29 protein-coding genes and 1 tRNA gene are annotated in these 26,884 nt (G+C 59.9%); 20 read left to right on the forward strand and 10 right to left on the reverse strand.

What is annotated here, in order from left to right:
* Nucleotides 1-31: 31 nt before the first annotated feature.
* Both WCX72_RS00480 and WCX72_RS00485 read left to right on the forward strand, forming a co-directional pair.
* A complete protein-coding gene (locus WCX72_RS00480; protein WP_345970271.1) occupies nucleotides 32-823 on the forward strand; it encodes a GTP cyclohydrolase I in 792 nt (263 codons plus the stop codon).
* A gap of 10 nt (nucleotides 824-833) precedes the next feature.
* Nucleotides 834-1,385 (forward strand): 6-carboxytetrahydropterin synthase, encoded by a 552-nt coding sequence (locus WCX72_RS00485; protein WP_345970272.1) that lies wholly within the window; start codon nucleotides 834-836, stop codon nucleotides 1,383-1,385.
* A gap of 262 nt (nucleotides 1,386-1,647) precedes the next feature.
* Here the strand turns inward: WCX72_RS00485 and WCX72_RS00490 are convergent, their stop codons facing one another.
* Complete coding sequence (locus tag WCX72_RS00490) at nucleotides 1,648-2,040, reverse strand: hypothetical protein (protein WP_345970273.1); 393 nt, start codon at nucleotides 2,038-2,040, stop codon at nucleotides 1,648-1,650.
* An 88-nt stretch (nucleotides 2,041-2,128) separates the two neighbouring features.
* Between WCX72_RS00490 and WCX72_RS00495 the strand changes: the two genes are divergently transcribed.
* From WCX72_RS00495 to WCX72_RS00510, 4 genes are read left to right on the forward strand one after another with little or no spacing between them, the layout of a single operon-like run.
* Complete coding sequence (locus tag WCX72_RS00495; RefSeq protein WP_345970274.1) at nucleotides 2,129-5,251, forward strand: efflux RND transporter permease subunit; 3,123 nt, start codon at nucleotides 2,129-2,131, stop codon at nucleotides 5,249-5,251.
* A gap of 30 nt (nucleotides 5,252-5,281) precedes the next feature.
* Entirely contained in the window at nucleotides 5,282-5,974 is a 693-nt protein-coding gene (locus tag WCX72_RS00500) for an HlyD family efflux transporter periplasmic adaptor subunit (protein WP_345970275.1), read from the forward strand.
* Between the two features lie 4 nt (nucleotides 5,975-5,978).
* Nucleotides 5,979-6,467 carry a GNAT family N-acetyltransferase gene (locus WCX72_RS00505; protein ID WP_345971571.1) on the forward strand — a complete coding sequence of 163 codons (489 nt, stop codon included), beginning with the start codon at nucleotides 5,979-5,981 and terminating at the stop codon, nucleotides 6,465-6,467.
* A gap of 31 nt (nucleotides 6,468-6,498) precedes the next feature.
* Nucleotides 6,499-6,951, forward strand: a complete 453-nt coding sequence (locus WCX72_RS00510; protein ID WP_345970276.1) for a hypothetical protein — start codon at nucleotides 6,499-6,501, stop codon at nucleotides 6,949-6,951.
* Between the two features lie 74 nt (nucleotides 6,952-7,025).
* Here WCX72_RS00510 and WCX72_RS00515 read toward each other — a convergent pair.
* From WCX72_RS00515 to dnaG, 3 genes are all read right to left on the reverse strand, one after another.
* Nucleotides 7,026-7,101: transfer RNA gene (locus WCX72_RS00515), tRNA-Ala, on the reverse strand.
* Between the two features lie 66 nt (nucleotides 7,102-7,167).
* Complete coding sequence (locus WCX72_RS00520; RefSeq protein WP_345970277.1) at nucleotides 7,168-8,157, reverse strand: argininosuccinate synthase domain-containing protein; 990 nt, start codon at nucleotides 8,155-8,157, stop codon at nucleotides 7,168-7,170.
* Nucleotides 8,158-8,195: 38 nt separating this feature from the next.
* Entirely contained in the window at nucleotides 8,196-9,854 is a 1,659-nt protein-coding gene (dnaG, locus tag WCX72_RS00525; protein WP_345970278.1) for a DNA primase, read from the reverse strand.
* 207 nt (nucleotides 9,855-10,061) lie between these two features.
* On the opposite strand from dnaG, the gene WCX72_RS00530 reads away from it, so the two are divergent.
* The 7 genes from WCX72_RS00530 (at nucleotide 10,062) to WCX72_RS00560 (ending at nucleotide 14,864) form a co-directional block, all read left to right on the forward strand.
* Nucleotides 10,062-10,709, forward strand: a complete 648-nt coding sequence (locus WCX72_RS00530; RefSeq protein WP_345970279.1) for a ferritin family protein — start codon at nucleotides 10,062-10,064, stop codon at nucleotides 10,707-10,709.
* Nucleotides 10,710-10,723: 14 nt separating this feature from the next.
* Nucleotides 10,724-11,596 (forward strand): rhodanese-like domain-containing protein, encoded by an 873-nt coding sequence (locus WCX72_RS00535; RefSeq protein ID WP_345970280.1) that lies wholly within the window; start codon nucleotides 10,724-10,726, stop codon nucleotides 11,594-11,596.
* Between the two features lie 72 nt (nucleotides 11,597-11,668).
* The gene (rpsU, locus tag WCX72_RS00540; RefSeq protein ID WP_345970281.1) at nucleotides 11,669-11,881 is read left to right on the forward strand and encodes a 30S ribosomal protein S21; all 213 of its coding nucleotides are present in this window, start codon (nucleotides 11,669-11,671) and stop codon (nucleotides 11,879-11,881) included.
* Between the two features lie 36 nt (nucleotides 11,882-11,917).
* Entirely contained in the window at nucleotides 11,918-12,301 is a 384-nt protein-coding gene (locus WCX72_RS00545) for a hypothetical protein (RefSeq protein WP_345970282.1), read from the forward strand.
* A 61-nt stretch (nucleotides 12,302-12,362) separates the two neighbouring features.
* On the forward strand, nucleotides 12,363-13,526 hold the full coding sequence (gene purT, locus WCX72_RS00550; RefSeq protein ID WP_345970283.1) for a formate-dependent phosphoribosylglycinamide formyltransferase: 1,164 nt from the start codon (nucleotides 12,363-12,365) through the stop codon (nucleotides 13,524-13,526).
* The gene (locus tag WCX72_RS00555; protein WP_345970284.1) at nucleotides 13,526-14,455 is read left to right on the forward strand and encodes a D-2-hydroxyacid dehydrogenase; all 930 of its coding nucleotides are present in this window, start codon (nucleotides 13,526-13,528) and stop codon (nucleotides 14,453-14,455) included. The genes purT and WCX72_RS00555 overlap by 1 nt, the downstream gene beginning before the upstream one ends.
* A complete protein-coding gene (locus WCX72_RS00560; protein ID WP_345970285.1) occupies nucleotides 14,448-14,864 on the forward strand; it encodes a DedA family protein in 417 nt (138 codons plus the stop codon). The genes WCX72_RS00555 and WCX72_RS00560 overlap by 8 nt, the downstream gene beginning before the upstream one ends.
* Here the strand turns inward: WCX72_RS00560 and WCX72_RS00565 are convergent.
* Entirely contained in the window at nucleotides 14,861-15,424 is a 564-nt protein-coding gene (locus WCX72_RS00565; RefSeq protein ID WP_345970286.1) for a CDP-alcohol phosphatidyltransferase family protein, read from the reverse strand. The genes WCX72_RS00560 and WCX72_RS00565 overlap by 4 nt on opposite strands.
* A gap of 63 nt (nucleotides 15,425-15,487) precedes the next feature.
* On the opposite strand from WCX72_RS00565, the gene WCX72_RS00570 reads away from it, so the two are divergent.
* Complete coding sequence (locus WCX72_RS00570; RefSeq protein WP_345970287.1) at nucleotides 15,488-15,835, forward strand: hypothetical protein; 348 nt, start codon at nucleotides 15,488-15,490, stop codon at nucleotides 15,833-15,835.
* A gap of 1 nt (nucleotide 15,836) precedes the next feature.
* Here the strand turns inward: WCX72_RS00570 and WCX72_RS00575 are convergent, their stop codons facing one another.
* Together WCX72_RS00575 and WCX72_RS00580 are read right to left on the reverse strand one after the other, a co-directional pair.
* The gene (locus WCX72_RS00575) at nucleotides 15,837-16,190 is read right to left on the reverse strand and encodes a thioredoxin domain-containing protein (protein ID WP_345970288.1); all 354 of its coding nucleotides are present in this window, start codon (nucleotides 16,188-16,190) and stop codon (nucleotides 15,837-15,839) included.
* A 17-nt stretch (nucleotides 16,191-16,207) separates the two neighbouring features.
* Entirely contained in the window at nucleotides 16,208-17,122 is a 915-nt protein-coding gene (locus WCX72_RS00580; RefSeq protein WP_345970289.1) for an AEC family transporter, read from the reverse strand.
* Nucleotides 17,123-17,147: 25 nt separating this feature from the next.
* Here WCX72_RS00580 and WCX72_RS00585 point away from each other — a divergent pair, with 25 nt between their 5' ends.
* From WCX72_RS00585 to WCX72_RS00610, 6 genes are all read left to right on the forward strand, one after another.
* Nucleotides 17,148-17,963 carry a DUF3108 domain-containing protein gene (locus WCX72_RS00585; RefSeq protein WP_345970290.1) on the forward strand — a complete coding sequence of 272 codons (816 nt, stop codon included), beginning with the start codon at nucleotides 17,148-17,150 and terminating at the stop codon, nucleotides 17,961-17,963.
* A 79-nt stretch (nucleotides 17,964-18,042) separates the two neighbouring features.
* Entirely contained in the window at nucleotides 18,043-19,629 is a 1,587-nt protein-coding gene (locus WCX72_RS00590; protein ID WP_345970292.1) for an FAD-dependent oxidoreductase, read from the forward strand.
* Nucleotides 19,611-19,751 carry a hypothetical protein gene (locus WCX72_RS00595; protein WP_345970293.1) on the forward strand — a complete coding sequence of 47 codons (141 nt, stop codon included), beginning with the start codon at nucleotides 19,611-19,613 and terminating at the stop codon, nucleotides 19,749-19,751. Before WCX72_RS00590 ends, WCX72_RS00595 begins: the two co-directional genes overlap by 19 nt.
* Entirely contained in the window at nucleotides 19,751-20,449 is a 699-nt protein-coding gene (locus WCX72_RS00600; protein ID WP_345970294.1) for a 2Fe-2S iron-sulfur cluster-binding protein, read from the forward strand. Before WCX72_RS00595 ends, WCX72_RS00600 begins: the two co-directional genes overlap by 1 nt.
* Before the next feature lie 87 nt (nucleotides 20,450-20,536).
* Entirely contained in the window at nucleotides 20,537-21,037 is a 501-nt protein-coding gene (locus WCX72_RS00605; protein WP_345970295.1) for a YajQ family cyclic di-GMP-binding protein, read from the forward strand.
* A gap of 12 nt (nucleotides 21,038-21,049) precedes the next feature.
* Complete coding sequence (locus tag WCX72_RS00610; RefSeq protein WP_345970296.1) at nucleotides 21,050-21,763, forward strand: hypothetical protein; 714 nt, start codon at nucleotides 21,050-21,052, stop codon at nucleotides 21,761-21,763.
* Between the two features lie 48 nt (nucleotides 21,764-21,811).
* On the opposite strand, the gene WCX72_RS00615 is transcribed toward WCX72_RS00610, so the two are convergent.
* The 3 genes from WCX72_RS00615 to WCX72_RS00625 form a co-directional block, all read right to left on the reverse strand.
* Complete coding sequence (locus WCX72_RS00615; RefSeq protein WP_345970297.1) at nucleotides 21,812-23,062, reverse strand: ELWxxDGT repeat protein; 1,251 nt, start codon at nucleotides 23,060-23,062, stop codon at nucleotides 21,812-21,814.
* A 251-nt stretch (nucleotides 23,063-23,313) separates the two neighbouring features.
* The gene (locus WCX72_RS00620) at nucleotides 23,314-24,024 is read right to left on the reverse strand and encodes an SIMPL domain-containing protein (RefSeq protein WP_345970298.1); all 711 of its coding nucleotides are present in this window, start codon (nucleotides 24,022-24,024) and stop codon (nucleotides 23,314-23,316) included.
* A 21-nt stretch (nucleotides 24,025-24,045) separates the two neighbouring features.
* Complete coding sequence (locus WCX72_RS00625) at nucleotides 24,046-26,853, reverse strand: helicase-related protein (protein ID WP_345970299.1); 2,808 nt, start codon at nucleotides 26,851-26,853, stop codon at nucleotides 24,046-24,048.
* Nucleotides 26,854-26,884: the final 31 nt, after the last annotated feature.

Consider the following 26,884-nt stretch of genomic DNA (forward strand, 5'->3'; position numbering starts at 1 on the left):
ACAATGCCCCCATTATTCCAGAGGAGAAGCGATGGTCCCGACACAAGAGGAGCTCGACGCGTTTGTCCGTGAACGGTTTTTCTGCCACTTCGGCCACGAGGATGAAACAGCACTCGCGCGCGCCGTGGAGGAGTACCGAGCCGTAAAGGCGTTCCGCGTCAACGAAAATATCCATGAAACCGGTCAGAAGCTTTCGGAAGAGGGGCACTATGTTATGCGCCTCTACGCGATGTTTTACATGGGGCAGATGCTCGACGCGCTCAAAATCGACCGCGAAGACCCCAACGTTATGGAAGACAGCGCCTGTGGCAACATCGGAACGGCGGGGCGCATCGCGAAGATGTACACCGGGGCCGTGCCCGAAGACGAGCGGGAGCTGATGAGCGGCCGCTGGAACCCCGAGCCGCGCATGGCGACCTTCCCCAACAACGCGAAGACGCACGAGCCCGTCTTTGTCACGACGCAGCTCGACGCCGTCTGCAGCCACCACTTCATCCGTTTCGGGCAGGACCAGGCGGACACGGGCTCCGTGGTCGTCGTCGGCTACATCCCGCGCGAGAAACTCGGCGGTATCAGCAAGATCAACCGCTTCGTCAACTGGTGCGCGCGCCGCGGCTGGCTGCAGGAGGATCTGACGCGCTACATCGGCAAGAAGATCATGCAGGTTTTCGAGACGGACTCCGTCTATGTCGGGCTTTTCAACCTCAAACACGGCTGTACGGCCTTTCGGGGGGCGTGCGACATCAACGCCTCTACTTCCACGACCTACGTGACGGGCACGTTCGAAAAAGACCGCAGCCTGATCCCGCTGAAGTTCCAGTGAGGCGGACGGTATGACGTGGATCATCGATAAACAGTTCGACTTCTGTTACGGCCACCGTGTCTGGTCGCAGAGCCTGGAGACGGAGTACAGCCTCGACGACTGCCTGATGTGCCGTCATCTGCACGGTCACCAGGGGCGGATCAAAATTTTCCTTGCCGCGGAGACGCTGCAAAACGGGATGGTGACCGACTTCAAACATCTCAATTGGTTCAAGCAGTGGCTTGACGCGACGCTGGACCACAAGTTCATCATCGACCGCAACGACCCGCTCTTTCCCGACATGATGTCGCACTACTGCGCAGACGGCAAAATGGACGACACCCGCTTTTTCCGCCACGACGAAGGGTATTGGACGCCGCGGCTGGAAGTTGTCGACGGCGAGATCGGGGCAATACGCGAAAAATACGAGGGGATGGTCATTGTCGACTTCGTTCCCACCAGCGAACAGCTGACGGCGTGGATGCTTGAAATCGTTCAGAAGAAGATGGCGCCGTTGGGCATCAGGGTGAACTCCGTCGAATTCTGGGAGACGCCGAAATCGCACTGTGAAATAAAAGCCTAGCCGAAGGTGCACCCGGAGGGTGCGACAAAGAAGGAAAAACACTGTATCCGGGAGTAAAAAGGAGTTTCAAAAACAGGAGGGTTCGTGAAAAAAACCGGATACAGCTATAGGCATCATAGCGCTTTGGACGCAATGTTGCCCCTGCTTTTTCCATTGGATTAAAAAAATTAATCTTTTTTCAGGTTTCTATGCCAGCGCAGAGTACGGCGGGCGTTTGAAAGCCGGAGAGATCCGGCATCAGGCGGTGTGCCTGTAACCTTCCTCAGGCGAGCTGGGCAGAGACGCTGCGCAAGACGGCTTCGGCCTTGGCGGGATCGCCGGCGTATTTGCGGATATGCACGCCGTATTCGGCCATGGCCGCCGCCGTGTTCTTGCAGGCGCGGCTGACGACGATGAAATCGCAGTCTTCGATCGCGGCACCCATTTTGAAGTGCTCTTTGACGTGTTCTTCGTCATCATGGTCGTGGTCGCACTGGTGATCTTCGTCCGCATGCTCATGGTCGAGGTCGGTGCGGGGATTGGCCCGAAGCCCTTCGAGTTCGAAGGCGCGGAACATGCCGGCGCCTTTGACGGTGTAGACGGCAAAAAAGGGTGTATGTCCGGCATTGCCGAAAAACTGCAGGGTATCGTCTTTGACGGGAACGGCGACTTTCATAAGGGACTCCTTACGCAATAAAGTTAATTTTCGAAAATTATAACCGAAAATGCTTGACCAGCGGCAAACGGCGGCGATATAATCGCGTATGCTGAAAATCATCGAGTATTTTATTCGCAACAAACGGCTCAACTACGTGCTGTTGCTCTTCGTGCTTTTTATGGGCGTCAACGCCTACGTCTCCATCCCCAAGGAGCTCTTCCCGCTGGTAACCCTGGACCGGGTGACAATCAGCGGCGGATATGCGGGGAGCAGCGCGGATAACCTCGACAAGATGGCCGTGCGCGATATCGAGGATGCGCTGGGGAGTATCGACGGCATCGAGAAGATCGAAACCGTCATCAAACCCGGCAGCTTCGCGATCGTCCTGACGCTGCAGGAGGGGGCGAATGAAAACGACGCGCTCAACAAGGCCAAAGACGCCATCGCCAAAAGCCGGCAGTACCTCCCGTCGGACATGGTCGAACCGGTAGCGACGCTGGCGGTGCACAACCGCCCCCTCGTCTCCCTCTCGCTCTCCAGCGATACGCTGACGCACGGGGAGCTGGTCGAGGCGGCCAAGGAGATCAAGACCCGTTTCGCCCGCTACCCGAACATCAGCGAAGTGGTGATGTACGGGGATTCGGACGAGGAGGTCTCCGTCCGCCTCGACTCGCAGGCGATCGAAGCCCTTGGGCTCAGCCGCAGCGCCGTGACGTCCGCCATTGCCAACCTTTCGTACATCTATCCCATCGGGAACATCGAACAGAAAGGGGACTTCGTCTTCCTCTCCACCGTCCACGGCAAGTCTGACGTCGCGGCGTGGGAGACGACGATGCTCGGCGTCGGGGGCAAATACGTCCGTCTGGGGGTGATCGCCCACATCGTGATCGAACACCCCCAGGATACGACGATCTCGACCTTCAACGGCCGCCCTAACATCACGCTCAATCTCTCCAAGGGGGACTACGGCAACGCCATCGCCCTCTCCCGGGAGCTTGTGCATTTTGCGAAGACGATGCAGAGCGACTATCCGCAGATCCATTTCGACTTCTACCACGACACTTCCAAGCCGGTGCAGAGCCGCCTGGAGACGGTGCTCTCCAACCTGATGTTCGGGTTGATACTCGTTTTCCTCTCCATGGCGCTGCTGATCAATGTTCGCATCGCCTCCATCGTCGCGCTGGGAATCCCCTTCTCCTTTGCGATCGGCATCGTCTTCATCTATGTCCTGGGTTACTCCATCAACATCGTCTCCCTGCTCGGTGCGCTCATCGTCATCGGGATCGTCGTCGACGACGCCATCGTCGTCTCCGAGAACATCCAGCGCCACCTCAACGAGGGGATGGAGCGCCATGCCGCCGTGATGGCGGGGCTGCGGGAGATGATTCTGCCGGTGACCCTGGCGACGGTGACGACTGTTGTCGCCTTTTTGCCGCTCTTTATGCTCAGCGGGGAGATCTCCAAGTTCATCATCCTCATTCCCATCATGGTCATTATGATCCTGATGGGCTCGCTGATCGAGAGCTTCCTCTTTTTGCCGCTGCATGCGGAGGAGGTGCTAAAGAAGCAGAAGAACATGGTCGACTGGACGCGTATCCAGAACGGCTATGAAACGATCCTGCACGGGCTGATCCGCTATAAAAAGAGCGTCCTTGCACTCTTCCTGGTCACGGTACCCCTGCTGACGTTCCTGACGGTCAAGAGCATGCAGTTCCAGTTCTTCCCGGAGTTTGACGGCTCGTTCCTGTATGTCACGGGTAAACTCGACATCAATACCCCGATCGAGGAGACCGCGGCCATTGCGCAGGACGTCGAACGGCGCATCTTGGCGGAGAGGGAGCGTTTCTTCGCCAAGTCGGTGTCGACGGTGACGGGTTCACGGGTCTCCATGGCCGGGGATGCGGAAACCGGGGAACACGTCTTCCTCGTCACGATGGAGCTCTACGACATGGCGCCCAATAACGTTTTCGACCGTTACCTCGCGCCGCTGCTGAACTTCTCCTTCGATTACGACGACCCGGAGAAGCGGCGGACGAAACACACCTATGAACTCGTCGACGATCTCGAGGCGTTGGTCGCGCCGCTGCGGCAGCAGTATGCCTTCGAGGAGCTGGGCGTTCGGGAACAGCGGGCCGGGGTCGTGCGCATCGATGTCCAGGTCAACTTCTCCGGGGCGGACGAAGCGAAAACGATCGCGGCGATGGAGCAGGTGCAGTCGGCGCTGGAGAAGGTCAAAGGGGTCGTCTCCGTCAGCAACAACCTCGAACCGGGGATGCGGGAGATCCGGCTGCGTGTCAACGACTACGGCGAGCGGCTGGGGCTGAGCGAAGCGGAAGTGGCCCGTACCCTTTCGGCCTATTTCCTCGACAACCGCAGGGCGATGACTTTCAACGAGAGCGGGGTCATGGAGATCAAGACCCGTGCCCTGGAGAAGGACCGTCTGAGTACGCTGGAACGGTTCCAGTACCCCCTGGCCGACGGTACTTACGTCAATCTCGGCGATATTGTCGCTTTTGAGAGCCGCCGGGACTTCAACCAGATTGAAAAACGCGATGGCACGGTAGTGAAGACGGTCTTCGCGAAGGTCAACAAGCGGGTCACGACCCCGTCGCAGGTCCTGAAGCAGATCGCTCCGGTACTGGATGCGGTACGTGAAACGGGGGTGAAGGCGGAACTGTTCGGGGAGCAGGAGCGCAACGACCAGCTGGCATCGGATATGAAGCGTGCCGTTGCCGTCGCTCTCTTTTTGATGCTGATCACCCTGCTGTTCATCTTCCCGAAGATCAAGTACGCGCTTATTGTCATGTCGGTGATTCCCCTCTCCATCCTCGGGGCGCTGGTGGGCCACAAGCTGATGGGGATGAACCTGACTATGCCGGGGGTCATCGGGCTGCTGGGACTGGCCGGAGTCGTCATCAACGACGGGATCATCATGCTCGACTTCCTGCACGGCACCCACGATACGCGCGCGTTCTACGAGCGGGCGAAGATGCGTCTGCGGCCGATCCTGATCACCTCCATCACGACCTTCCTCGGCCTCTTTACGCTGATTTTTTATGCGACCGGGCAGGCCGTGATCCTGCAGCCGATTGCCGTCTCCATCGGTTTCGGTCTACTGTGGGGCACGGTGCTGAACCTGCTGTACGTGCCGACGCTCTACGCCGTCATCAACGGCATCGGCCCCACCCCGGCATCACCGCCATCGGGGCAGAGACATGCTACTATTTGAGAGGAGAAAATGATGAGAAATGGTTTTTTAATGATACTGCTGGCGGCACTGCCGTTGGTGGCGGGAAGTTACAAGGCGAAAGTGGAGCCCTATGACGCGCACACGGTGAGTACGGAGGTTTCGGGGCGTATCGTCAAGCTCGATCAGCGCGAAGAGCTCAAAACCCTCAACAAGGTCGTGATCGAGATCGACCATGCGCTCGACGATATCCAGCTGGCAAACGACCGCCGGAAACTGAAGCTGCTGCAGGAGCAGATCGCCGTCAAGCAGTCGCAGTACGACAGCATCAAAGATCTGGCGAGCCAGAACCGCTTTACGAAGGACCAGTACAAGACGGAGCTGCTCGCGCTGAAGATGCAGGCGGAAGACCTGCAAAGCGTCATCGCCCAGCTGGAAGATACGATCGCCAAAAAGCGCATCGCGCTCCACGGGCAGTACCTCAAGACCCTCTATGTGCGCCAGGGCGAATACGTCGCCCCGGGCACGAAGCTGATGAAGGTCGAGGACCACGGCGGCGGACGGCTGGTGCTCTACATCGACGCGGCGGACCGCGCGATCCTGGACGGGGCGAAGGTGACGGTAGAGGGCAGCAGCGGCTGGAAGATTGAAAAAGCGGCGACGAGTACGGATGAAACCTACGTCTCCTACTACCGCGTCGATCTCGTCAAGCGCGGCAACGTGCCGCTGGGCGGTGTTGTTTCCGTTACCATCGAAAAGCCCTGAATTGATGCATATCGTTCCTGTGACCACGCCGGAGCAGGCGGCCCTCTGCGCCTCCCTGGCCGAGACGATCTGGCGGGAGTTTTACACGCCGATCATCGGGGCGGAGCAGGTCGAGTATATGCTGCGCTCCTTTCAGTCCGCCGATGCCATCAATGCGCAGATGCAAAACGGGTATCACTACACGCTGCTCTATGACGGCGAGACGGCAGTGGGGTACTGCGCCACCGTCCCCGAAGACGATGTGCTCAAGGTGAGCAAACTCTATGTGCTTCAAACGCAGCGGGGAAAGGGCGGCGGGCGCCTGATGCTGGAGCACTGCGCGGCGGAAGCGAAGGCGGGCGGCTTCAAACGGCTGCTGCTCACCGTCAACCGCCACAACCCCTCCGTCGCGTTCTACGAGCATGAGGGGTTTACGAATGCCGGCCCCCTGGTCCAGGGGATCGGCGGCGGGTTCGTCATGGACGATTATGTGATGGTCCGTCCGGTCCGGTGAGACGACGGTATGAAACAGAAGGAGAGAATGTATGATTAAAGAGGTAACGGCGGTTGGGCTGGCAGTGGCGGCGGCGATTGGCCTGGGGGCGTGCAGCAAAAAGGCCCCCGACTGCGACGCAGAGGAAGTCGTCGCGTATTTGAAGCATGACGACGGCGTCCTGAAGGGTTTCATCGAGCGGCGTTACGAACTTACCAAAGTTGTCGACGGCGGACTGGAAGGGAACCGGCGCGAGTGCAGCGCCGTCCTGACGACGACGGTGACCCTCAAAGAGGACCTGGAAACTATTATGGAAGAGGCGCAGAAAACAAGCAAAAGCGAAGGGATATCGGGCCAGCTGATGGTCGGAAGCTACCTGATGGGACTGTCGCTTCTGGGGTTGCAGAAAAAAGGGGATACGAGCGTCGACGAGAGCGCGTTGATCTACACGACCGCCTACACGGAAAAAGGGGAGTCCGTTATCACCGTGACAAAGGTGCAGTAGCCTTTGCGGTTGTCAACGGGTAAACGTGTTTTAGAAAAATAATTTAGTTGTCAGAAAAACGTATTGTAGGAAAATGGTGGACCCTACCGGGATCGAACCGGTGACCTCTTCGCTGCCAGCGAAGCGCTCTCCCAGCTGAGCTAAGGGCCCGGGAGATTTTTAAGAGGCAAAATTATACTTGCCGCTGACTTAAGGAAGTTTGAAACGACCCCCTGATTAGAGGATCGAATACTTCGCCGCCTCGGCACGGGCGGCGAGGGGGGTCGTCGTGACGGTTTCGCCGTTCACGTCGAGCGTATAGCTCTCGTCCGGCGAGGTTTTGCAGTAGGTGAGGATGCTGCGGGCGGCAAAAGCGCGGTCGCTCTCGCTGGCGTTTTTACTCAGCAGGACGTGTGGCCCTGGGATGCCGACGGTTTCGATGTGGATGAATTTCGCATTGTCGATCTGCTGCAGTTTGACGTTCTCCTCCTGATCGCGGCCGATGACCATCTTGGCGCCCTCGGGCAGGCGGAAGTGGCGGCCCCATTTGAGCACCGGAATGTCCGGGACGTCGAACTGTTCGTCGAACTTGATGTAGTCGCGGATCTTGATGGCGAAGTTCGCATCGGTCAGCAGGCAGCCGCCGCCCGGGCTCTCGTAATCTTCGAGGCCGAACTGTTCGGCGAGCTCCATCTGGCGTTCGCGGCTGCGGCCGAGGATCCCTTCGAGTTTGTCGCGGTCGACCCACCCCTCCTCTTCGGCGATCGTCGGCGCCAGGCGTTTGGCGCTCATGGGGCGCAGGAGAAGGCCGTCGACGTTGGCTTCGTTGAGGACCTTGATGAGCGCGTCTTTGTTCTGGCTCATCGGGCGCTGGCCGAGGACCTCGCCGCTGATGAGGAAGCTCGCGCCTTCGGCTTCCATGATGCGTTTGGCGACTTCGAACATCTTCGCATGGCAGTCGATGCAGGGGTTGAAGTGCTTGCCGTAGCCGTGCTTGGGGTCGAAAAGGACCGTTTGGAGGTACTCGCTCTGGATGTCGATGATGCGCAGTTCCGCGCCGACCTGGTCACACATGTTCTGCATATGGGCACGGCGGTCTTTGGCGGCCCCGAAACCGGTATTGATGTTACAGGCGATGACGTCGATCCCCTGGTCGATGATGAGCTTCATGGCAAGCGTAGAGTCGAGCCCGCCGGAGAAAAGCGCGATGGCTTTGCGTTTTGACATTGTTAATTCCTTGGTAAGGCACAGGAGCGGGAGCGCGCCTAGGCGTCTATTCCCACCAGTTCACCTTTTTTGAGTTTCGCAATTTTACCAAGAATCTGACGGTTTAAGAAGTATTTTTTATCGCTGGGAATGGAGGGGTCGCGCATGACGGCCTGCCGGCGATGCTCGTAATATTTGCGCAGAAAGATCAGCAGTTCGCTTTTGAGGGTCTCGTCGTCGGGGAAAACGGGGACGGCTTCGTCCATGACGATGTGAATAAGCTCCGGCTGATTGCTGTCGCCCTGAAGGGCCGTGGCGAACTCCCGGGCGTGAAAACGCAGCATCTGCGGCGCGATGAAATCGAGCAGCGCATCGACGACGCCGGGACGCTCCAGGACCGTTTTGATGAGGGAGAGCTCCCACAGGTCGCGGTGGGATGAGGGTGCTGCGACGGCGACGGTGGGCGCGGCCGTGCGTACCGGCTGGCTTCCGACGCGCACCAGCCCGGGCGAGATGCCCATGCGCGCGGCGAGGTGGCGTTTGTACTCCTCCTGCATCAGCGGGGAGAGGGTCTTGAGGTAGGCGGTCGTCTCCGCGAGGGCCTGCTCCTTCGCGCGCGGGTTGGCCAGGTCGTACTGCCCCAGCGTCGTCTCCAGGACGAAATCGATGAAGGGGCGGGGTTGCCGGAACATCGCGCCGAGCTCCTCGACGCGCCCCTCCTTGACCATGTCCGCCGGGTCGCGCCCCCCTTCGAAAAGAACGACGCCGCCGTCGAAGCCCGCGGCGCTGAGCAGTTTTGAGGCCTTGAGCGCGGCGTTGCGCCCCGCCGCGTCCCCGTCGTAGGCCATGATTACGCGCGGTTCGCCCTTGCGAAGCAGCGGCAGGTGCTCGCTGGTGAGCGCCGTCCCCAGGGTCGCCACGGCCTGGGTGAAGCCGGCCTGGTGCAGCATGATGACGTCGAGGTACCCTTCGGTGACGATCATCTCTTTGCGCTTGTGGATGCTCTCCCTGGCGTGGTTGTAGGCGTAGAGCAGGCGGGATTTGTTGAAGAGTTTCGTCTGCGGGGAGTTGACGTACTTGGCCTGGTGGCCGGTGATGGTACGGCCGCCGAAGCCGACGATGGCACCGTTGGGGGCGTGAATGGGAAAGGTGATCCGCTCGATGAAGCGGGCGTATTCGCGTCCCTCGCTTTCGCCTGCGACCCCCAGCTCGACCGCTTCGGCCATGGAGAACTGGTTCTGCTTGATAAAGCCCAGGGTCAGGTGCGAAGCGGGGGCGTATCCGATGCCGAAGTACTCGATGCTCGACTCATAGATGCCGCGATCGTGCAGGTACTGCATCGCCGTGGGCGTCTTGTCCAGCAGGCTGCGGTACCAGTCGTTGAGCTTCTCCATCAGCTGGGAGCGCTGCTGGCGCGGCTCGCCCTGGGTATAGGCGAGACTGTAGTTGTACTGGCCGGCGAGCTTCTCGATCGCTTCGGGGTAGGTAAGCTTTTCGTACTCCATAACGAACTTGATGGCGTCCCCGCTCGCCTGGCAGCCGAAACAGTGGTAGAACTGTTTGGAAGGGCTCACGGAGAAGCTCGGACTCTTTTCGTCGTGAAAGGGACAGAGCCCCTTGTAGTTGGCGCCGGCTTTCTTCAGTTCGACATAGTTACCGATGACGTCGACGATGTCGATCCGGGATTTGAGCCCGTCGATGGAGTCCTGGGAAATCATAAGGGCATTTTAGCGCAATGTAGCCCGTTGGGGGCTTCGAGATGAGTTGAAACTAAAGGATAATTTTTCTCCTTAACTGTAAGCATCGGAAAAGAGCCAACGTTCTATAATGGTGACTGTTTTGATTGTCTTGAGGCCGGCGCCGGGCCGTTTCGCCCGGAGTGCCATTGCGCGGCGGGGAGACCGCCGGGAGAGAAGGAACAGAAGATGAAACAGTACGAGACCTATAAATGCAGCGTTTGCGGGAATGAAGTGGAAGTACAGCATGTCGGCGGGGGCACCCTGACCTGCTGCGGCGAGGAGATGGCGTGCGTCACCGACAACCTGACGGCCGTCAACCTGATGAAGGCCTATGCCGGGGAGTCGATGGCGCGCAACAAGTATGACCTCTTTGCCGACATCGCCCGCGACGAAGGGTGGCATGCGATCGAGCGCCACTTCCGCGAAGCAGCGCTCAACGAGATGTGGCATGCCCGGGCCGAATACAAGGCCTATCACAAGATGATGGAGGGGCAGGAGCTCGAAGCCACCATGAAGAACCTCGAGACGGGGATGGAGGGGGAACACTACGAACATACGGAGATGTACCCCAACTTCGCTGCGATCGCCGAGGAGGAGGGGCACAAGGCCCTCGCCCGGCTTTTCAACGCCATCGCCAAGGTCGAGGTCGAGCACGAACGTGAATACGCCGCGCTGAAACAGGCGATGATTGATGACGGCTTTTTTGCGAGCGCGGACGAGGAGATCTGGGTCTGCGAGGTGTGCGGTCACATCCACCGCGGTAAGAAGCCGCCGAAAGCGTGTCCGCTCTGCGGGGTGCCGCAGGAGTATTTCAAACGTGAACATCTTTACTGAAAAGGCAAAAACCGATGCGTAATCTGATGATGCTGATGGCGCTGGCAGTAACGCTCGCGGCGATGGAACCAGTGGTGACGGGCGAATGGCTCGTTAAGCACGCGGGGGATAAAAACCTCGTGATTGTGGATGTTTCCGCGCCGGAAGCTTATGAAGAGGGGCACATTCCCGGGGCCCGCAATGCGTCTATCGAGCTCTGGCGTCATGGGGTTGGCAAGCACGCCGAGGTGCACAGCGCCGCGGCGCTGCAGGCACAGATGCGCCGCCTGGGGATCGGCAGCGATTCCAAAGTCGTCGTCTACTCCCACCACCTCGATAACAAGGACCTGCTGCGCGCGACCTACGTGCTCTGGGCGATGGAGTATGCCGGGTTCAAAAAGAGCGCCCTGCTTGACGGCGGCCTTTCCGCCTACACCGCCGCGGGCGGGAAGCTCTCCGATACGGCGACGGCGGAGGGTTCCGGCGACGTTACCGTCGCGACCGACGCCGGGATGATCGCAACGCTCGATGAGGTGAAAGCCTCCCGGGGGAAAGTTGCGATGATCGACTCGCGCCCGGCGGTGTTCTACTTCGGGGCCGAGAAGCAGGGGGTGCTGAAGCGCGCCGGGCACATCAGCGGGGCGCACAGCTACTTCTGGCGTTACAACGTGACGCCGAACAACCGTCTCAAGCCGAAAGTGGAGCTCTCGGCGATGCTGGAAGAGGGGCTGGGACTTGATAAGGACGCGCCGCTCATCGTCTACTGCACCGGCGGGCTGGAGGCGTCGATGAACTACTTCGTCGTGCACCGCGTGCTCGGGTTTGCACAGGCGAAACTCTATGATGCGTCGATGAAAGAGTGGGCCAACCGCGACGACACGCCGATGCGCGTTTTCGTCTGGGAATAAGGGGCCCTTTGCATTCGGATGCGGATTGTGTTATACTTCGCGTCCAAATTTTAAAGAAAGTAGGTGATGTGAATGCCAGGTATCGTTCTTCGTCAAGATGACAACTTCGATGCTGCGTACCGTCGCTTCAAAAAGCAGACTGACCGTAACCTCGTCGTTACGGAAGCGCGTGCTCGCCGTTTCCACGAAACGGAAACCGAGAAGCGTAAAAAAGAGAAAATTGCAGCTCGCAAGAAAATGCTCAAACGTCTGTATATGATGCGTCGTTACGAGTCACGCCTCTAATCCCGAAAGCCTCCGGGCTTTTTGGATACTCCCACAATGAACCTCCTCCTTATTGACAAACAGGGCCTTGCCACGTACGCCAGAGAAGAGCTCCTGCATGACCAGTACCACCACCATGTCGATTACGTCTATACCTTCGAGGACTTCAAAGCCAAGTACGCCGTCGGCAGATACAACATTGTCATCGTCGATTTCGCTCTCGAGGCCGGTGTGGAAGCACTGAAACTGATGGACACGCTCGACCCGAAGCAGCGGGTCATCATCCTCAGCGCCAGCGACGACTACAGCGAACATAAAGGGTGCGCCTACTGCGTGGAGCACCACAACCGTCGCCGCCTGAAAGAGCCCATCAGTATCGCGGATCTTGCCAATCTCATCAAGAATTTCGACTATACCACCTGCGCCCATTACCACGAGTAGGACACCGCTCTTTTTTAGCTCCCTTCGTTACAATTAGGCATCTGATTTTAAGGATCTTACGATGCTGTTTACCGCGCCGTTAAAAAGCAATTCCGTTCGTATCATGCTGCTGGGTTCGGGTGAACTCGGCAAAGAGGTCGCCATCGAGGCGCAGCGCCTGGGGATCGAGGTGATTGCCGTCGACCGTTACGAAGGCGCACCCGCCCACCTGGTCGCGCACCGCTCCCACGTTGTGAACATGCAGGACACCGAGGCGGTGCTGGAGCTGATCCGCTCCGAGATGCCCGACTTTATCCTTCCCGAGATCGAGGCGATCAGCATCGATGCGCTGTTCAAGGCCGAAGCGGAAGGGTTCCATGTCATCCCGAACGCCGAAGCGGTCAACAAAACGATGAACCGCAAGAACATCCGCAAGTTCGCCGCGGAGGAGCTGGGGCTCAAAACGGGGCCGTACGAGTTCGTCAAAACCCGCGAAGAGCTGGAAGCGGCGGCGGGCCGCCTCGGGTACCCCTGTGTCGTCAAGCCGGTCATGAGCTCCTCGGGCCACGGCCAGAGCGTCATGAAGAGCGAAGCGGACCTGGACCGCTCCTGGGAGATGGCCAAAGAGGCGCGCGGCGATGCGAGCGAGCTCATTGTCGAAGCCTTTATCGCCTTTGACTACGAGATCACGATGCTCACGGCGCGCAACGGGTTCGAGACGGTCTTCTGCGAGCCCATCGGCCATATTCAGCGCGACGGCGACTACGTCTTCAGCTGGCAGCCGATGCAGATGAGTGACGTGGCCAAGGAGCGGGCACAGGCGATCGCCAAGGCGATTACCGACGGCCTCGGCGGTCGCGGCATCTTCGGCGTCGAACTCTTTATCCAGGGCGACGAGGTCTACTTCAGCGAAGTGAGTCCGCGCCCGCACGACACGGGCATGGTCACCCTCATCACCCAGAGCCAGAGCGAGTTCGCCCTGCACCTGCGCGCCGTCCTCGGTCTGCCGCTGGGCTTCACCTTTTACGGCGGCGGCGCCTCGGCGGCGTACAAGGCGACGGCGGAATCCTTCGCCCCGGTCGTCGATGTCGACGATACGCTCTTTGATGACAACAGCTATGTGCGCGTCTTCGGCAAGCCCGAGTCGCACCCGGGCCGCCGCCTCGCCGTCGCCCTGGTCTATGACGAGCCGGAGGCCGCGCTGGCCAAGGCACGGACCATTATCGAGAAAGTAAGCGACCACTGATGAAAATCGTTCTGCTCGATACCCTCACCTTCGGCGAGACGGACCTCGGCGGTTTTGACGCTTTCGGCGAGGTCGAAGCCTTCGAGACGACGGCGCCGGAAGAGACGGCGGAGCGCATCGCAAACGCCGACGTTATCGTCACAAACAAGGTCGTTATCACCGAGGAGATGATGGCCGCGGTCCCGACGCTGAAACTGATCTGCGTGGCGGCGACGGGGACGAACAACGTCGATATTCCCGCCGCCGAAGCGCGCGGCATCGCCGTCAAAAACGTCGCCGGCTACTCGACCGATTCCGTTATCCAGCACACCTTCTCCATGCTTTTTTACCTCCTGGGCCACAGCCGTTACTACGACAGCTACGTCAAAAACGGCGACTGGGCGCGTAGCGAGGTTTTCACCCATGTCGGCCGCCCTTTCCACGAGATCAAGGGCAAGACCTGGGGGATCATCGGGCTGGGCGAGATCGGCCGGGGTGTCGCTGCCGTTGCCAAGGCCTTCGGGGCGGAGGTGCGCTACTACTCCACCTCCGGCAAAAATGCCAACGGCGACTATGAAAAAGTGACCCTGAGCCGCCTGCTCGAGGAGAGCGATATCGTCTCGATCCACGCGCCGCTCAACGCCGCGACCTGGGGGCTGATCGGCCACTCCGAGCTGCTCATCATGAAAGACGGGGCGACGCTGCTCAACCTCGGCCGCGGCGGGATCGTCGACGAGCGCGCTCTCGCGGCCATCATCGACGCCAAACCGCTCTATGTCGGCCTCGACGTCCTTGAAACAGAGCCGATGAGCGCGGGTCATCCGCTGATGGAAATAGAGCACAAAGAGCGCCTCTACATCACCCCGCACATCGCCTGGACCTCCGTCGAGGCGCGCGATGCGCTGATCGCCAAGGTCATTGACAACATCCGCACCTTCGTCGATGCCTGACATTTACGGCCCTTTGGGGTTGTTCCTTTCCGCTTTTCTCGCCGCAACGCTATTCCCTTTCAGTTCCGAAGCCGCCTTCGCTGCCGCCCTGTCGGCCGGGATGGAGGTTCCGACGGCGCTGACGGCGGCCTCCGCGGGGAACATCCTTGCGATCCTGGTCAACTATCTGCTCGGCTTCTGGCTCTACGAAAAGAGCCATACGAAACTGGAAGCGAGCAAAACGGGGCGCAAAGCGCTCGCGGTGGGGCACCGCTACGGCTATGCGGCCCTGCTGCTGAGCTGGCTGCCGATCATCGGGGACCCGCTGACCCTCGTCGCGGGCCTGGTACGGCTGAACATCGTCTGGTTTACCCTTATTGCCGGGACGCTGCGGGTCGCGCGCTATTGGCTCATCGCGCAGGCGTTCTAGCGCCGTTTACGCAGATGCCACCAGGAGTGGATGTCCGTCTCCGGGGCGTCGAGAGTCAGCGTGATGGCGATATTTTCTACGGCTTCAAGCATAAGCACTGCCACGGCGACGTAAAAGGGCCAGGAGAGGTCAAAGACGAGCAGGGCGAAGATCCCGAGGCTCATCAGTATGGCGGAGAGTTTCGTGATCCAGGTGTGGTAGCTGGCAAACCGTTTGAATTTCAGGATGCTTGCCACGGCGGGCAGGATAAAAACGGCGACGGCCAGGAGAATGACGGGGGCCTCGCGCTCGATGCGTTCGGGCCACTGCAGCCAGGCTCCCAGGGTGACGGCCATATAGGTGGCGTAATCGCCGTAGCTGTCGAGCTTCGCCCCCAGCACGCTTGTCTGGTGGAGCAGGCGGGCCAGGAAGCCGTCGAGGGCATCGGAAACGAGCATAAGCGAGAGGATCGTAAAGAAGGGGACGGCACTCTCCGCGAGCCCCGAGAGAACGAGAAACGGGGCACAGGCCAGACGGAAGAGACTGAGAGTGTTGGGGATGGTCCATAGCGGTGTCTTCATGGTTACCATTATAGTGAAACGGCCGGCAAATATGATACTATGTGAAAAAGCAAGGAGGCGACGATGGCGGACGACCAAAACAAAAATGAAGAGGAGATGCCGCATTTCATGCAGCGGCAGTACGGCAAGTCGGCGTCGACGCTGGAGGCGTCCCACGAGGAGCTCTCCGACGTACGCAAGCAGATGATCCGCTTTGCCCTTGAGTTTCCCATCCGCGACATCCGTACCTATTCGGGCTACAAGGGAGATCTGCTCGTCGAGATCACGACGGGCAACGATGACATTCTCCCCGAGCTCAAAGCCCATGCGGAGTCCCTGGGCATGGAAGTCGTCGTCAAAGAGCGGTATGACACCCGCATCCACGAAGTCTTCTGCATCGTACCCGACGAAAATATCTACCGACTAAAGTAGGCTACTTTCCGAACAGCCGGGCCAGGAGCCCTTTCCCCTGCGCTTTCTCGATCATGCGGATATAGCGCGCCGGCGCGGCGGCACCCAGTTCATAATCCTTTACCATCTTGTCTTTCGCCCCGATGCTGACGCAGAACGGGACGCTGCGGATCTCGTATTTGGCGGCGAGCTTCGGGTTGCGGGTGACATCGACTTTGGCGATCACCGCTTTGCCCTCAAAATGCTTCTCCAGGGCGGGCAGTTGTGCCAGTACCTGCTGGCAGGGGCCGCAGGTCGGGGAGTAGAAGTCGATAAACAGTGGTTGGTCCATGTCCGTGACGAATTGCGAGTAGGTGGTATCGGTCAGTTCAAGCATAGCTTCTCCTTTGACAGTCAGATGGTCAGCCACGGCACGTAGCGCATGGCGGCGAAGATGATCCCCAGGAAGAGGACGGAGGTGATGAAGACGAGGGCCGTCAATGCCTTGGGGCGGCAGTCGTACAGCGATGCCAGGTTGACGTTGGCGACGGCGAGGGGCATCAGCATCTCCATGAAGAGGATGCCTTTGACCATTTCGGGCAGGTTCGTCAGCGACAAAATGGCGTAGGTGACGGCGGGGACGGCGAGGAACTTCAGGCCGTTCACCCAGCCGATCAGCACGCGGTTGAGTTCGGTGATCTTCGTGTCGTAGAGGTAGATGCCGAACAGCACGAGCTGCATCACCATCGACGCGTAGGCACCCATCGTTAGCGTCTCCTCGACCGTCCCGGAGGGGCGGTAGCCGCCGAGGTTCAGGGCGATGGCGACGAGGGCGGCCCAAAGCACGGGAAGTTTGACGATGTTCAGCAGCGAATCACGTACGCTGAAATTGCCGCGCGAGTAGTAGTAGACGCCGAAGGTGTAGACGAAAAAGACGTTGGCGAGGTTGATGATGGTCGTATAGGGGACGCTCTCCTCGCCGAAGAGCGCAATGCCCAGCGGGATGCCGAGGTTGCCCGTATTGCCGATCAGCGCGGCGACCGTGGCGATGGAACGCTCCTTCACGTCGGCAAAGAGCAGCCGCGAGGCGAACATTGTCACGGCGACGAGGGAGAGGGTGATGCCGATGTAGAGCAGCGGCGTCTGTAGCAGCGTCGTGTCTATGGGGCGTTTGAGCAGCCCCCACAGCGTCAGGAAAATCTGCAGGAAGTAGACCGAGAGCAGGGTGATGGTGCGCTCGTCGATCTGCTCTTTGAAACTGCGTTTGGCCAGGTAGCCCACGCCGATAAAGAGGTAGATCCCCAGCACCGAGACGATGGCGGAATTCATGCCGTGATTGTACTATAATGTGCGTATGAAAAGTCTGCTGTTGCTGTTTGTTTTTTTATCGGCGTTGATGGGTTCGGAGGCGGAGACGACCCGCTACAAGGTGATGCTTTCGCTCTTCGGGAAGGTCGGGGAGGCGAAGATCACCATCGCCGAGCGCGGGGATGAGTACCGTATGATCGTCGAGGATTACGCTACGGGGCTGGCCGCGGAAATCTCCGGGCATGAGCGGGACCGTTTTGTCAGCCGGGGGCGCATTGTAGACGGCCTGTACGTTTCCGATACCTTCGAGCTCTACCAGACGAACGACAAAACGACCGAATCCAACGTATATGTTTTCGACCACGAGGCCGAAACCGTGACGCGTTTCCAGGACAAGAACGAGACGGTGACGGAGACGACCTTCGACGCGATGAGCATGCGCCTGGTGGAGAAGCAGACCCAGAAAATCAAGCGCAAGACAGAGGTCCTCGATTTCTACAGCCCCTACGACGCCCTCTCCGTCGTGCTGAACATTCCCTCCTTGCTCAAAGATCGGACGCGGGTGGAGATCAAACCCGTCGGTTTGGCCAAGAAGGAACGCAAAATGTATATCGGCAGACCGGAAGTGTCCGCCCTGAGTGAACTGCAGGAGACCTTCCATACGCCGACGATCCGGCGGATCGTGCAGCTCGATTCTTTCGAGCTTGAAGACGAGGACGAATACGGCGTTTTGATCGGTTATAACGCGCAGGGCGGCATCGACGAGGTGGTCACCAAGGAGACCTACTTCCTTATCGGGTTCGGCCGGATCGAAAAGATCGGCGCGTCCCGCCGCAGCGTTGCGGAAATCTTTGACGAATAGGAAAGCGGTTTTCTTTAAATCGGACGCAACGCTTCCTAGGTTATGATGCGCGGTAAATTGCGGCCTTTAAAGGAGCGGAATGGTTGATGTATTAGTAGTCGGCGGCGGCGGTGCGGGCATGGCGGCCGCACTCTCCGCCAAAGCGGCGGGGGCAACGGTGGCGGTGCTCGGCAAGAGTTACCCCACGCGGTCGCAGACCTGTATGGCGCAGGGGGGCATCAACGCGGCGCTGGGCCACGCGGGCGATGACAGCGTCGAGGCGCACATCGCCGACACGCTCAAGTCCGCCCAGGGGCTGGCCGACGAAGCAGCCGTCGCGGCGCTCTGCAGCGAGGGGATCGAGGCGCTGCACTGGCTGGATGCGATCGGGGTGCCCTTCAGCCGTAACGACGATGCGCAGATCGCCCAGCGGCGTCTGGGCGGCGCCTCCGCTCCGCGGGCCTGTTATGCCCAGGACTACAGCGGACTGAAGATCCTGCATACGCTTTTTGACCAGTGCAACCGCGCGGGTATCCCCTTCTACAACGAACGCTTTCTGCTCGACATCATCGTGGAAGGCAATAGGGCCTGCGGCGTGAAGGTGCTCGATGTCCGCAGCGGCGAGGTCGAGGTGTACATGGCCGGGGCAGTGATCCTCGCGACCGGCGGCTACAGTAAGCTCTACGGCTGCCACTCGACCAATGCCGCCGGCAGCAGCGGCGACGGCCATGCGGCGGCGCTGCGGGCCGGCGCGCGGCTTAGCGACATGGAGTTCGTGCAGTTCCACCCGACGGGCCTGGCGGGCTCCTCCATCCTCATTTCCGAAAGTGCGCGCGGCGCGGGCGGTTACCTGCTCAACGGCAAAGGGGAGCGCTTTATTGACGAGTGCCTTCCCCGCGACCGTGTGGCGCGGGCCATCCACGACCAGATCATGGCGGGCGAGAGGGTCACCCTCGACATCCGCCACCTCGGCGAAGCGTTTATCGACGGTGAACTCCCCCAGGAACGCAAGCTCGCGCAGCGCTACGAAGGGGTTGACCCGGTCACCGAACCCATTCCGATCAAGCCGGTCGCCCACTACACGATGGGGGGCATCGAGGTCGGTGCGGATTCGCAGACCGCTGTTGCGGGACTCTTCGCCGCGGGGGAATGCGCCAACCACCGTGTCCACGGCGCAAACCGCCTCGGGGGAAACTCCCTGCTGGAGCTGATCGTTTTCGGCCGCCAGGCGGGGGCGAACGCGGCAGTAGCGGCAAAGAGCGGCAACGGGGTTGCGCCGTCGGCCGCGGCGGAGGCCCCGGAGCTGGAAGCGTGCTTCAATGAGGCCCCGGAGGTCGATTTTTATGCCCGCCGCGACAGCCTGGCGACGCTCTTTTACGAGCAGGTCGGCCTGGTGCGCGATGCCGAAGGACTGCAGGGAGCCCTGGAGGCGGTCAAGACAATGCAGGCGGAGCTGCCGAAGATGGGCGTTGCGGACCGCAGCGGGGCTTACAACACCAACCGGACGGATTTCCTGGAGTTCGTCAACCTGCTGACCGTGGCCGAAGCGGTGGCGGAGGGGGCGCTGCGCCGAAAAGAGAGCCGGGGGGCGCACTACCGCGGCGATTTCCCGGAAGCGGATGCCGCCCTGGCCGTGCATTCGCTCAGCTGCATCAAAGAGGAGGGACTATGTTTCGATTTCCAATGATCTGTTCGGATGATATTGATGAGGATTTCCTCGAGGAGGACCCGGAGGAGTGGGAGGACGCGGTGTGCGAAGATCCCTACTGGGATGACGAGGATGACAACGAAGTGGAGTGGTGCGACTGATGAAAATTGCTGTCAAAAGAGGTGCCGAAACCGTCACCTATGACGTCGATGTCGAAGGAACGCTGCTGGAGCTTCTCACCCACATCAAGACGCACGTCGACCCGACCCTGACCTTTGCCTCGGGCTGCCGCTCCAGCGTCTGCGGCAGCTGCGCCGTGCGGGTCAACGGCACCGAAGCCCTTGCCTGCAGCCACAAGCCTGCCGACGGCGATCTCATCGAACCGCTGCGCAACGCCGAGGTGCTCCGGGACCTCGTTGTCAATATGGACCGTCCTCTGGCGTTCAATGCCGGGGCGCAGGCCTGGATCGACCCGGTCAGCGGCGCGATCCGCATGGGGCACGCGGAGGAGAAGGCGAATGAGCTGCAAAGCGACTGTATCCTCTGCGGCTCCTGCTACAGCGCCTGCCCCGTTTACGCCGTCAAGCCGGATTTCGAGGGGCCGTTTGCCCTGACGCGCAGCTGGCGCTATGTCAGCGACGCCCGGACGGCGGATGTGCGCGGCAAGCTCGAGGCCGTCCAGCAAAACGGCATCTGGGACTGCACGCTCTGCAACGAGTGCGTCCCCGTCTGTCCCCAGGGGATCGCGCCAAAGCAGGACATCAACATGCTGCGCTCCAAAAGCGGCATGGAGGGGTTTATGGACCCGAACATGATGGGCGGTTTCGGGGGGCTGGACTTCGGAGCGCCGAGTTTTTAACCTTTCCTTCCCGGCGGCAGCCCCCGCGGCCAAACCCCTTAAGCTCATTTTGTTATAATCGGTTTGAATAACAAACAGAGGTGTTATATGGCAGCGAAAGAGCACAGTTTCGATATTTCGGCCAAGATCGATATGCAGGCGTTCAAAGACGCGATCGTCCAGGCCGAGCGCGAGGTGGCGACCCGCTATGACTTCAAGGGGCTGACCGCCGATATCGACTACAGCGAAAAAGCCAAAACATTGACGTTAGTAAGCGCCAGCGACAACAAACTCGAGGCCCTGGAGGACATCGTCATCGGCAAACTGCTCAAACGGGGGCTGACGTCGAACGTCCTGGACAAGCAGGGCGTCGAAGACAGCAGCGGCGGCAACCGCAAAACGGTCTTCAAAGTCGTCGACTACATCGAGGCCAAAGAGGCGAAAAAGATCGCCGCCGAGATCAAGAACCTCAAGCTCAAGGTGACGGCGCAGATCGAAGGGGATCATATCCGGGTCAAAGGCAAGCAGCTTGATGACTTGCAAAAAGCGATCCGTGCGATCCGCGGGATGGAGTGGGAAGCTCCGCTCGTCTTTGAAAACATGCGCTGAAAGGAGCGAGTGATGTCCAAGATGACGGTCGCGGAGGCGGCGGAACATTTTAAGGTCTCCAAAGAGGCGATCCACAACCGGATCCGCCGCGGTACCCTCAACAGCATTATCGAGAACGGCGTGAAGTACGTTCTGCTCTCCGACGCCAAACCGGCACCGGCGGCGGACAGCCGTTTCCATGATTACATCGAGAAAGAGAACGAGCGTCTCAAGACGAAGAACGAGCAGCTCGAGGCGGAAGTGAACCGCCTCCGCGACCAGCGCGAAGCGATGCTGATCGCCGAGCGCGAAAAGGTCGAGCAGATCTACAAGGAGCGCGACGAGCAGCTCAAAAACGTGCTGCAGGTCTTTGCGTCGAAACTGCTGCCCGAACAGGCGGCCGCGGCCGTCGTCGAAGAGGCGGTCTCGGCGGAGATCGTCGAAGCCGCCCCCGAACCGCTGTCCGAGGAGGAGTTCGAAGACGGCATAATCGACGAGGGCGCCGACGAAGATGACGCCAACGAAGAGGTGACGGCAGACAGCGCCGACCCGTTCGCGGACGACGACTTTGACGATCTCGTCTCCCTCAAGGACTTCATGAAGTTAAAGGGGTACGGCAAAAAGCACCGCAAACGGGTCAAAGAGCGTTTTGAATCCCGGGCGGAAGAGGACAGCCGTATCCTTATGCGCGGCGGCAAACTGCACCTGCGCCCCTACCATTACGACTACAGCGACCTACTGAAATAGACGTGCCTTGCCTGTTCGCGCGGCGCTGGCAAGATTCCGCCCGCGGGGTTAATCCGGGTAGTTCCCCGCTTTGAGTTTCACCGTTCCCGCTTCGGTACCGTCGCTTTTCCACACGCCGCCGCTCTCGCCATCGGTGGCGAAGAAGAGCAGTGTGTCACTTACCATGATGAAAGAGAGCGGGTATGAGCCCGTACTGCCGCTATAAATGTCCTTCACCATGACGGTACCGGTTTCGGAACCGTCGCTTTTCCAAAGTTCATAACCGTGCGTCCCGTCACTGGCGCGGAAAACGACGGTGCCGTTCATGTTGAAAAGCTCATCGGCTGTGCTGTCGGAGCTGCCGCTGTAAATGTCTTTTACCATGACGGTACCGGTTTCGGTCCCGTCGCTTTTCCAGAGTTCGTTGCCGTGAACGCCGTCGTCAGCGGTGAAGAAGAGTGTACCGTTGACATCCGTGAGGGCATAGGGCTGGCTGGTGCTCACACCGGTATAGATATCCTTGACCATCATAGTACCGGTTTCGGTCCCGTCACTTTTCCAGAGTTCGTAGCCGCTGCTTCCATCATCGGCTATAAAATAGAGGGTGCTACCAACGACGGTGAGCTCTGCTGGGCTACTGCCGACATTGCCGGGGGCAATGTCTTTGACGAGGAGTGTGCCGTTTTCGGTGCCGTCGCTCTTCCAGAGTTCGTAGCCGCTGGTCCCGTCATCAGCTTGAAAATAGAGGGTGTTTCCGAGGGGGGTGAGCTCTGCCGGGTTACTGCTTCCGCTGCCGGAATAGATATCCTTGACCAGTACAGTACCGTCGGCAGTGCCGTCGCTTTTCCAGAGTTCAGTGCCGTGTCCACTGTTATCGCCGGCCCTGAAGAAGAGGGTAGCATTGAGGACGGCGGGGAAGTTCGGAAAACTGCCGATGCTACCGGGGTAAATGTCCTTGACCAGGACGGTACCGGCTTCGGTACCGTCACTCTTCCAGAGTTCGTGTCCGAGACTAGTGAAGGCCCGGAACATGATAGTGCCGTTGACATCGTTGAATTTAATCGGATTACTGTCGTTTACACCGGGGTAGATGTCTTTGACAAGGACGGTTCCGGCGCTGGTACCGTCACTCTTCCAGAGCTCCCGGCCGTTTGTTGCGTCTATGGCATTGAAGTAGAAGGTGCCATCACTGTAGGTAATGGCATCCGGATAACTGCCGTTTGTACCGGGATTGATGTCTTCGACGAGTACAGTGCCTTCTGCTGTCCCGTCGCTTTTCCAGAGTTCGTAACCGTTGGCATCACCGGAGAACTGGAACAACACAATATCCGGGATACTGCTTCCGCCTCCGCCACCCCCGCAACCGAAGATGGTTATTGCCGCAGCCACGCTTAGCAGTGAGGCTACTATTGTCTTAACTGTTTGCATTTCATGCCTCCTCAAACAGACTTTGAAGTGACTGGCGGGGAAGAATTCCCTCTAATATAAGTCAGATAAATCTGTTATATAAACTCAGTATATATATTAATTGCTTAAGGGAGAGCAGAACCGATGCAACGCATCGCTCTTTTTCAATCCGAAAGATAATAGCTGACCGTCGAGACGACACGGACCTTTTTGATATAGGGCGTGGAGCTGTCGCGGTCCGTGATGGAGAACTGCCCCTGCCGGGCGGTCTTGATCTTGCCAAGGCTGCTGGCGGAGTCCTTGGCGAACTTCTCGGCCACGACGCGGGCATTCTTCGTCGCCTCTTCGATCATGGAGGGCTTGAGGCTGTTGAGTCCGGTATAGAGGAACTGGGTACGGTGCTCGTAGTTCTGGCCGGAGAGCGCGATGCCGTCTTTGCCCAGGTTGACGATCTCTTTCATGCTCTGTCGGACGGCGTCGATGCGTTCGGTATAGACGGTGACGACCGTTGCGGCCGTGTAACGAAAAGCGATATTGGCCGAATTGCCGTAGTTCTGGGCCTGACGGTCGACAATGGAGGGCGGCGAGACGGTGATCTCACCCTCGCTGAAGCCGTGTGCCTTCAAAAAAGCGGTGACGGCAGCGCTTTTGCGCTCGACGGTCGTATAGAGTGTCCCGAGGTCGTTGCCCGCCTCCTCGAACTTGATGGGCCAGATCGCCTTGTCCGCGGTGACCTCCCGTTCGGCCAGCCCTTTGACGGTGACGACCCGCTCCATCCCCTTGACGGTCAGTGCGGCGGTGGAGAGCAGGTAGCCGAAAAGCCCGAGCCCGAGAAAGATAAAGAGGCCGAGGATGGCGGCGGTCGATTTTTGCATGATCTTCTCCTTGGGGAGCGGCTATGTCCGGAATTTTCGCTCTTTGGTACGGCTTGCAGTGCGTTTTTCGCGGTTGAGGCGGCGGAAACAGCTCTGGCAGATGGCGTATTCCGAGTTGAGCGGCAGCGGTTTTGTGCACTGGCGGCAGCGGGGGACGAACTCGCTCTTCTTCAAGGACGTTTCGATGAACCGGTTGAGGGTGCCGCGCCATTCTCGGGCCTTGTCAGTATCAACGAAGGCGTCGGCGAAGCGGTAGGCGAGCCAGAGGTAGAGCGAGATCTCCTTGACCCGGTCCTCGGCTTCGAGGAGCTCGTCGGTCGTGAGGGCGTATTCGCCCAGGTGCGCGGGGGGAATATAGGCGATCGGCTTGGCCTGGGCCAGCGAACGCACGTAGCGCTCGTACGCCGCGACGATATAGGGTGACTTGAGCGTCAGCGGCGCGGCGGCGAGGTGGAACTTCGCCGTCAGGTCGAGCTCATAGCGGTCGACGATGGCGGCCGCTTCGAGCATGGACTCGAGGTTGGCGGCGCGGAAGGGTCCGGTGAACTGCATGTTCTTGACGAAGAAGGTGAGGATCTCCGCGAGCGACTCCTCCTCCAAAATCCCCGCGACGAGCTTGATGTGCTCCAGGTTGGCCATGACGTTGAAAGGGACCGTCACGGGGCGGGCGGGTTTGTGGAACTGCTTGTGGATCATGGAGAGGACGTCGGGGCGGATCGCGCCGACGTGCCCCTTCTCCTTGATGCCGTAGCGGCCCGCCCGCCCGCTGATCTGGTGGATCTCCGAAGCGGTCAGCGGGCGCTGGTTCTCGCCGTCGAACTTGTCGCCCCGGGAGAAGAGGATCGTCTGGATGGGGAGGTTGAGCCCCATGGCGATGGCGTCGGTGGCGACGAGGACCTCCGTCTCCCCTTCGCGGAAACGGCGCGCCTCCTCCCGCCGCACTTCGGGGGAGAGGTTGCCGTAGACGACGCTGACGCGGAAGTGCTGGGCGAGCTGCTGCTTGAGCCGCAGCACCTCCTTGCGCGAAAAGGCGATGACGGCGGTGGCGGGCTGGATATGGGTGACGGGGGTGGCGTGGGTCATCAGCTCCAGCGGGTTCTTGCGTTCGCAATGCACGATCTCCAGCGGTTCGCCGAGGTAGTCGGCCAGCTTCTGCACCGCGTCGACGGCATTCTCCGAACCGGTCATGATGACGGTCTTGGCGGGGGCGCCGATGATGGCGTTCGCCCAGGCCCATCCCCGGTCCCGGTCGCCGAGCATCTGGACCTCGTCGATGACGCAGACGTCGACGTCCGTGTTGAAATCGAGCATCTCGATGGTGGAGCTGATATGCGTCGCCTCCTCGTCGATAAGCTGCTCCTCCCCGGTGATGAGCGAGGCCCCGATACCGTGTTCGCGCAGGGACTCGTACCCCTCGAGCGCCAGCAGCCGCAGGGGGGCGAGATAGTAGCCGGTGTCGGCTTTTTCCAGTGCCTGCATCGCCCGCCAGGTCTTCCCGCTGTTGGTCGGACCGGTGTAAAAGATGAGCTTGCGGCGCAGTTCGCGGGCAAGGGGGAAGAGGTTTTTGAAGTCGCGGATGGTGCGGCCCAGCAGCTCCTGGCGCTGGCGCTTCAAGAGGGCGTCGTGGATGTGGCGTTCCCAGTGAAAAAGGGTTTTGCGCCAGAGTTTTGAATTGATGCCCAGGTGGTCGCCGAGGTCTTCGGCGAGCTCCCCCTCCAGCCACTGCAGGATCTCATCGCGGGAGGGGCTCAATAGTTTTGCCAGTTCGGCGCACTCGTCGGCGAGGGTCTGTAGCTGCGACGTAAAGGCGTCCCGTTCGTTTTGAAGCGCCGTATCGAGCCCGCCGGTCACCTCGACCGGTTCGCCCCGCCAGACGGCGGCGAGGACGGGGTCGCGAAGCAACGAGAGATGGGCTTCGTGCTCGACGGGGTGTTTGAACCCCTCCGGGGTGAAGCCGTCGCGAATGCCCAAAACGATCTCCTCATCCGTCTGCAGCATCGTGCTGAGCGGCGTCTGCCGCTCCAGGACGGTGCGCAGGAGGCTGTCGGGCAGCGGTGGGCGGGTAAGGCGGCCGTCGGGCGGCGCGCTTTTGAGGGTCTGGACGATCTGCTCCGGGCTCAGGTAGGGGTGGGAAGCGTCGAGAGAGGAGAGGAATACGGTCAGTTCGGCCTGCTTCTGTTGCGTCACTTCCGCCTTGGCCGCCGTGATTTCCATGACCAGCTCCGCCTCGTCGCTGTCGTTGAGGTAGGTGAAAGAGAAGGCGGGGGTCTTCAGGGGGTGGATCTTGCGGAACTGCTCCCCGAAGATGTCGTAATCGAGCAGAGCGTTGAACTCGAAGCGGTCGTCAAGGTCGAAACGCCCCTCGCACGCTTTTTCGATGCGGGCGCGTTTCTGCTCGAAGCGCAGGTGCGCGAGTTTCGCCTCCATCTTTTCGGGTGTGATCTTCTTCGTGCGCACTTCGATGAAGCTGTTGTGCAGGGCGCGGGCCTCGGAGGGGGTGACGTCCATCGTCTCCAAAATCGCATCGATCTTTTCGCTGCGTTCGACGGAGGGTTCTTTGGTGTTGGGGGAGGGGTAGACACGCCCCTCGGCGGTAAAGAAGGCCGTGATCGCCTGCCGGAGGTCGATATCGGCATCGCTCCAGAGGCGCCGGAGCGTCCGGACAAGCTCCTCGCGCTCCCAGCTCTCGGGGATGCATCCAAGCGTCTGGACGAGCTCGCCAAGGGTCGCCGTGTCGACGCGTTCGATCCCTTCGTCGAATCCGTCCCCGTCGAAATAGCGGCGGATGGAGGCGTTAAGGCGGGTCAGCTTCTTTTTCTTTTTTGCCATAAGCCATTGTAGCGGCTTGCGGGTAAAATCC

The organism is Thiomicrolovo immobilis (assembly GCF_039645955.1).
GTDB classification, from domain to species: Bacteria; Campylobacterota; Campylobacteria; order Campylobacterales; family Sulfurimonadaceae; genus Thiomicrolovo; species Thiomicrolovo diazotrophicus.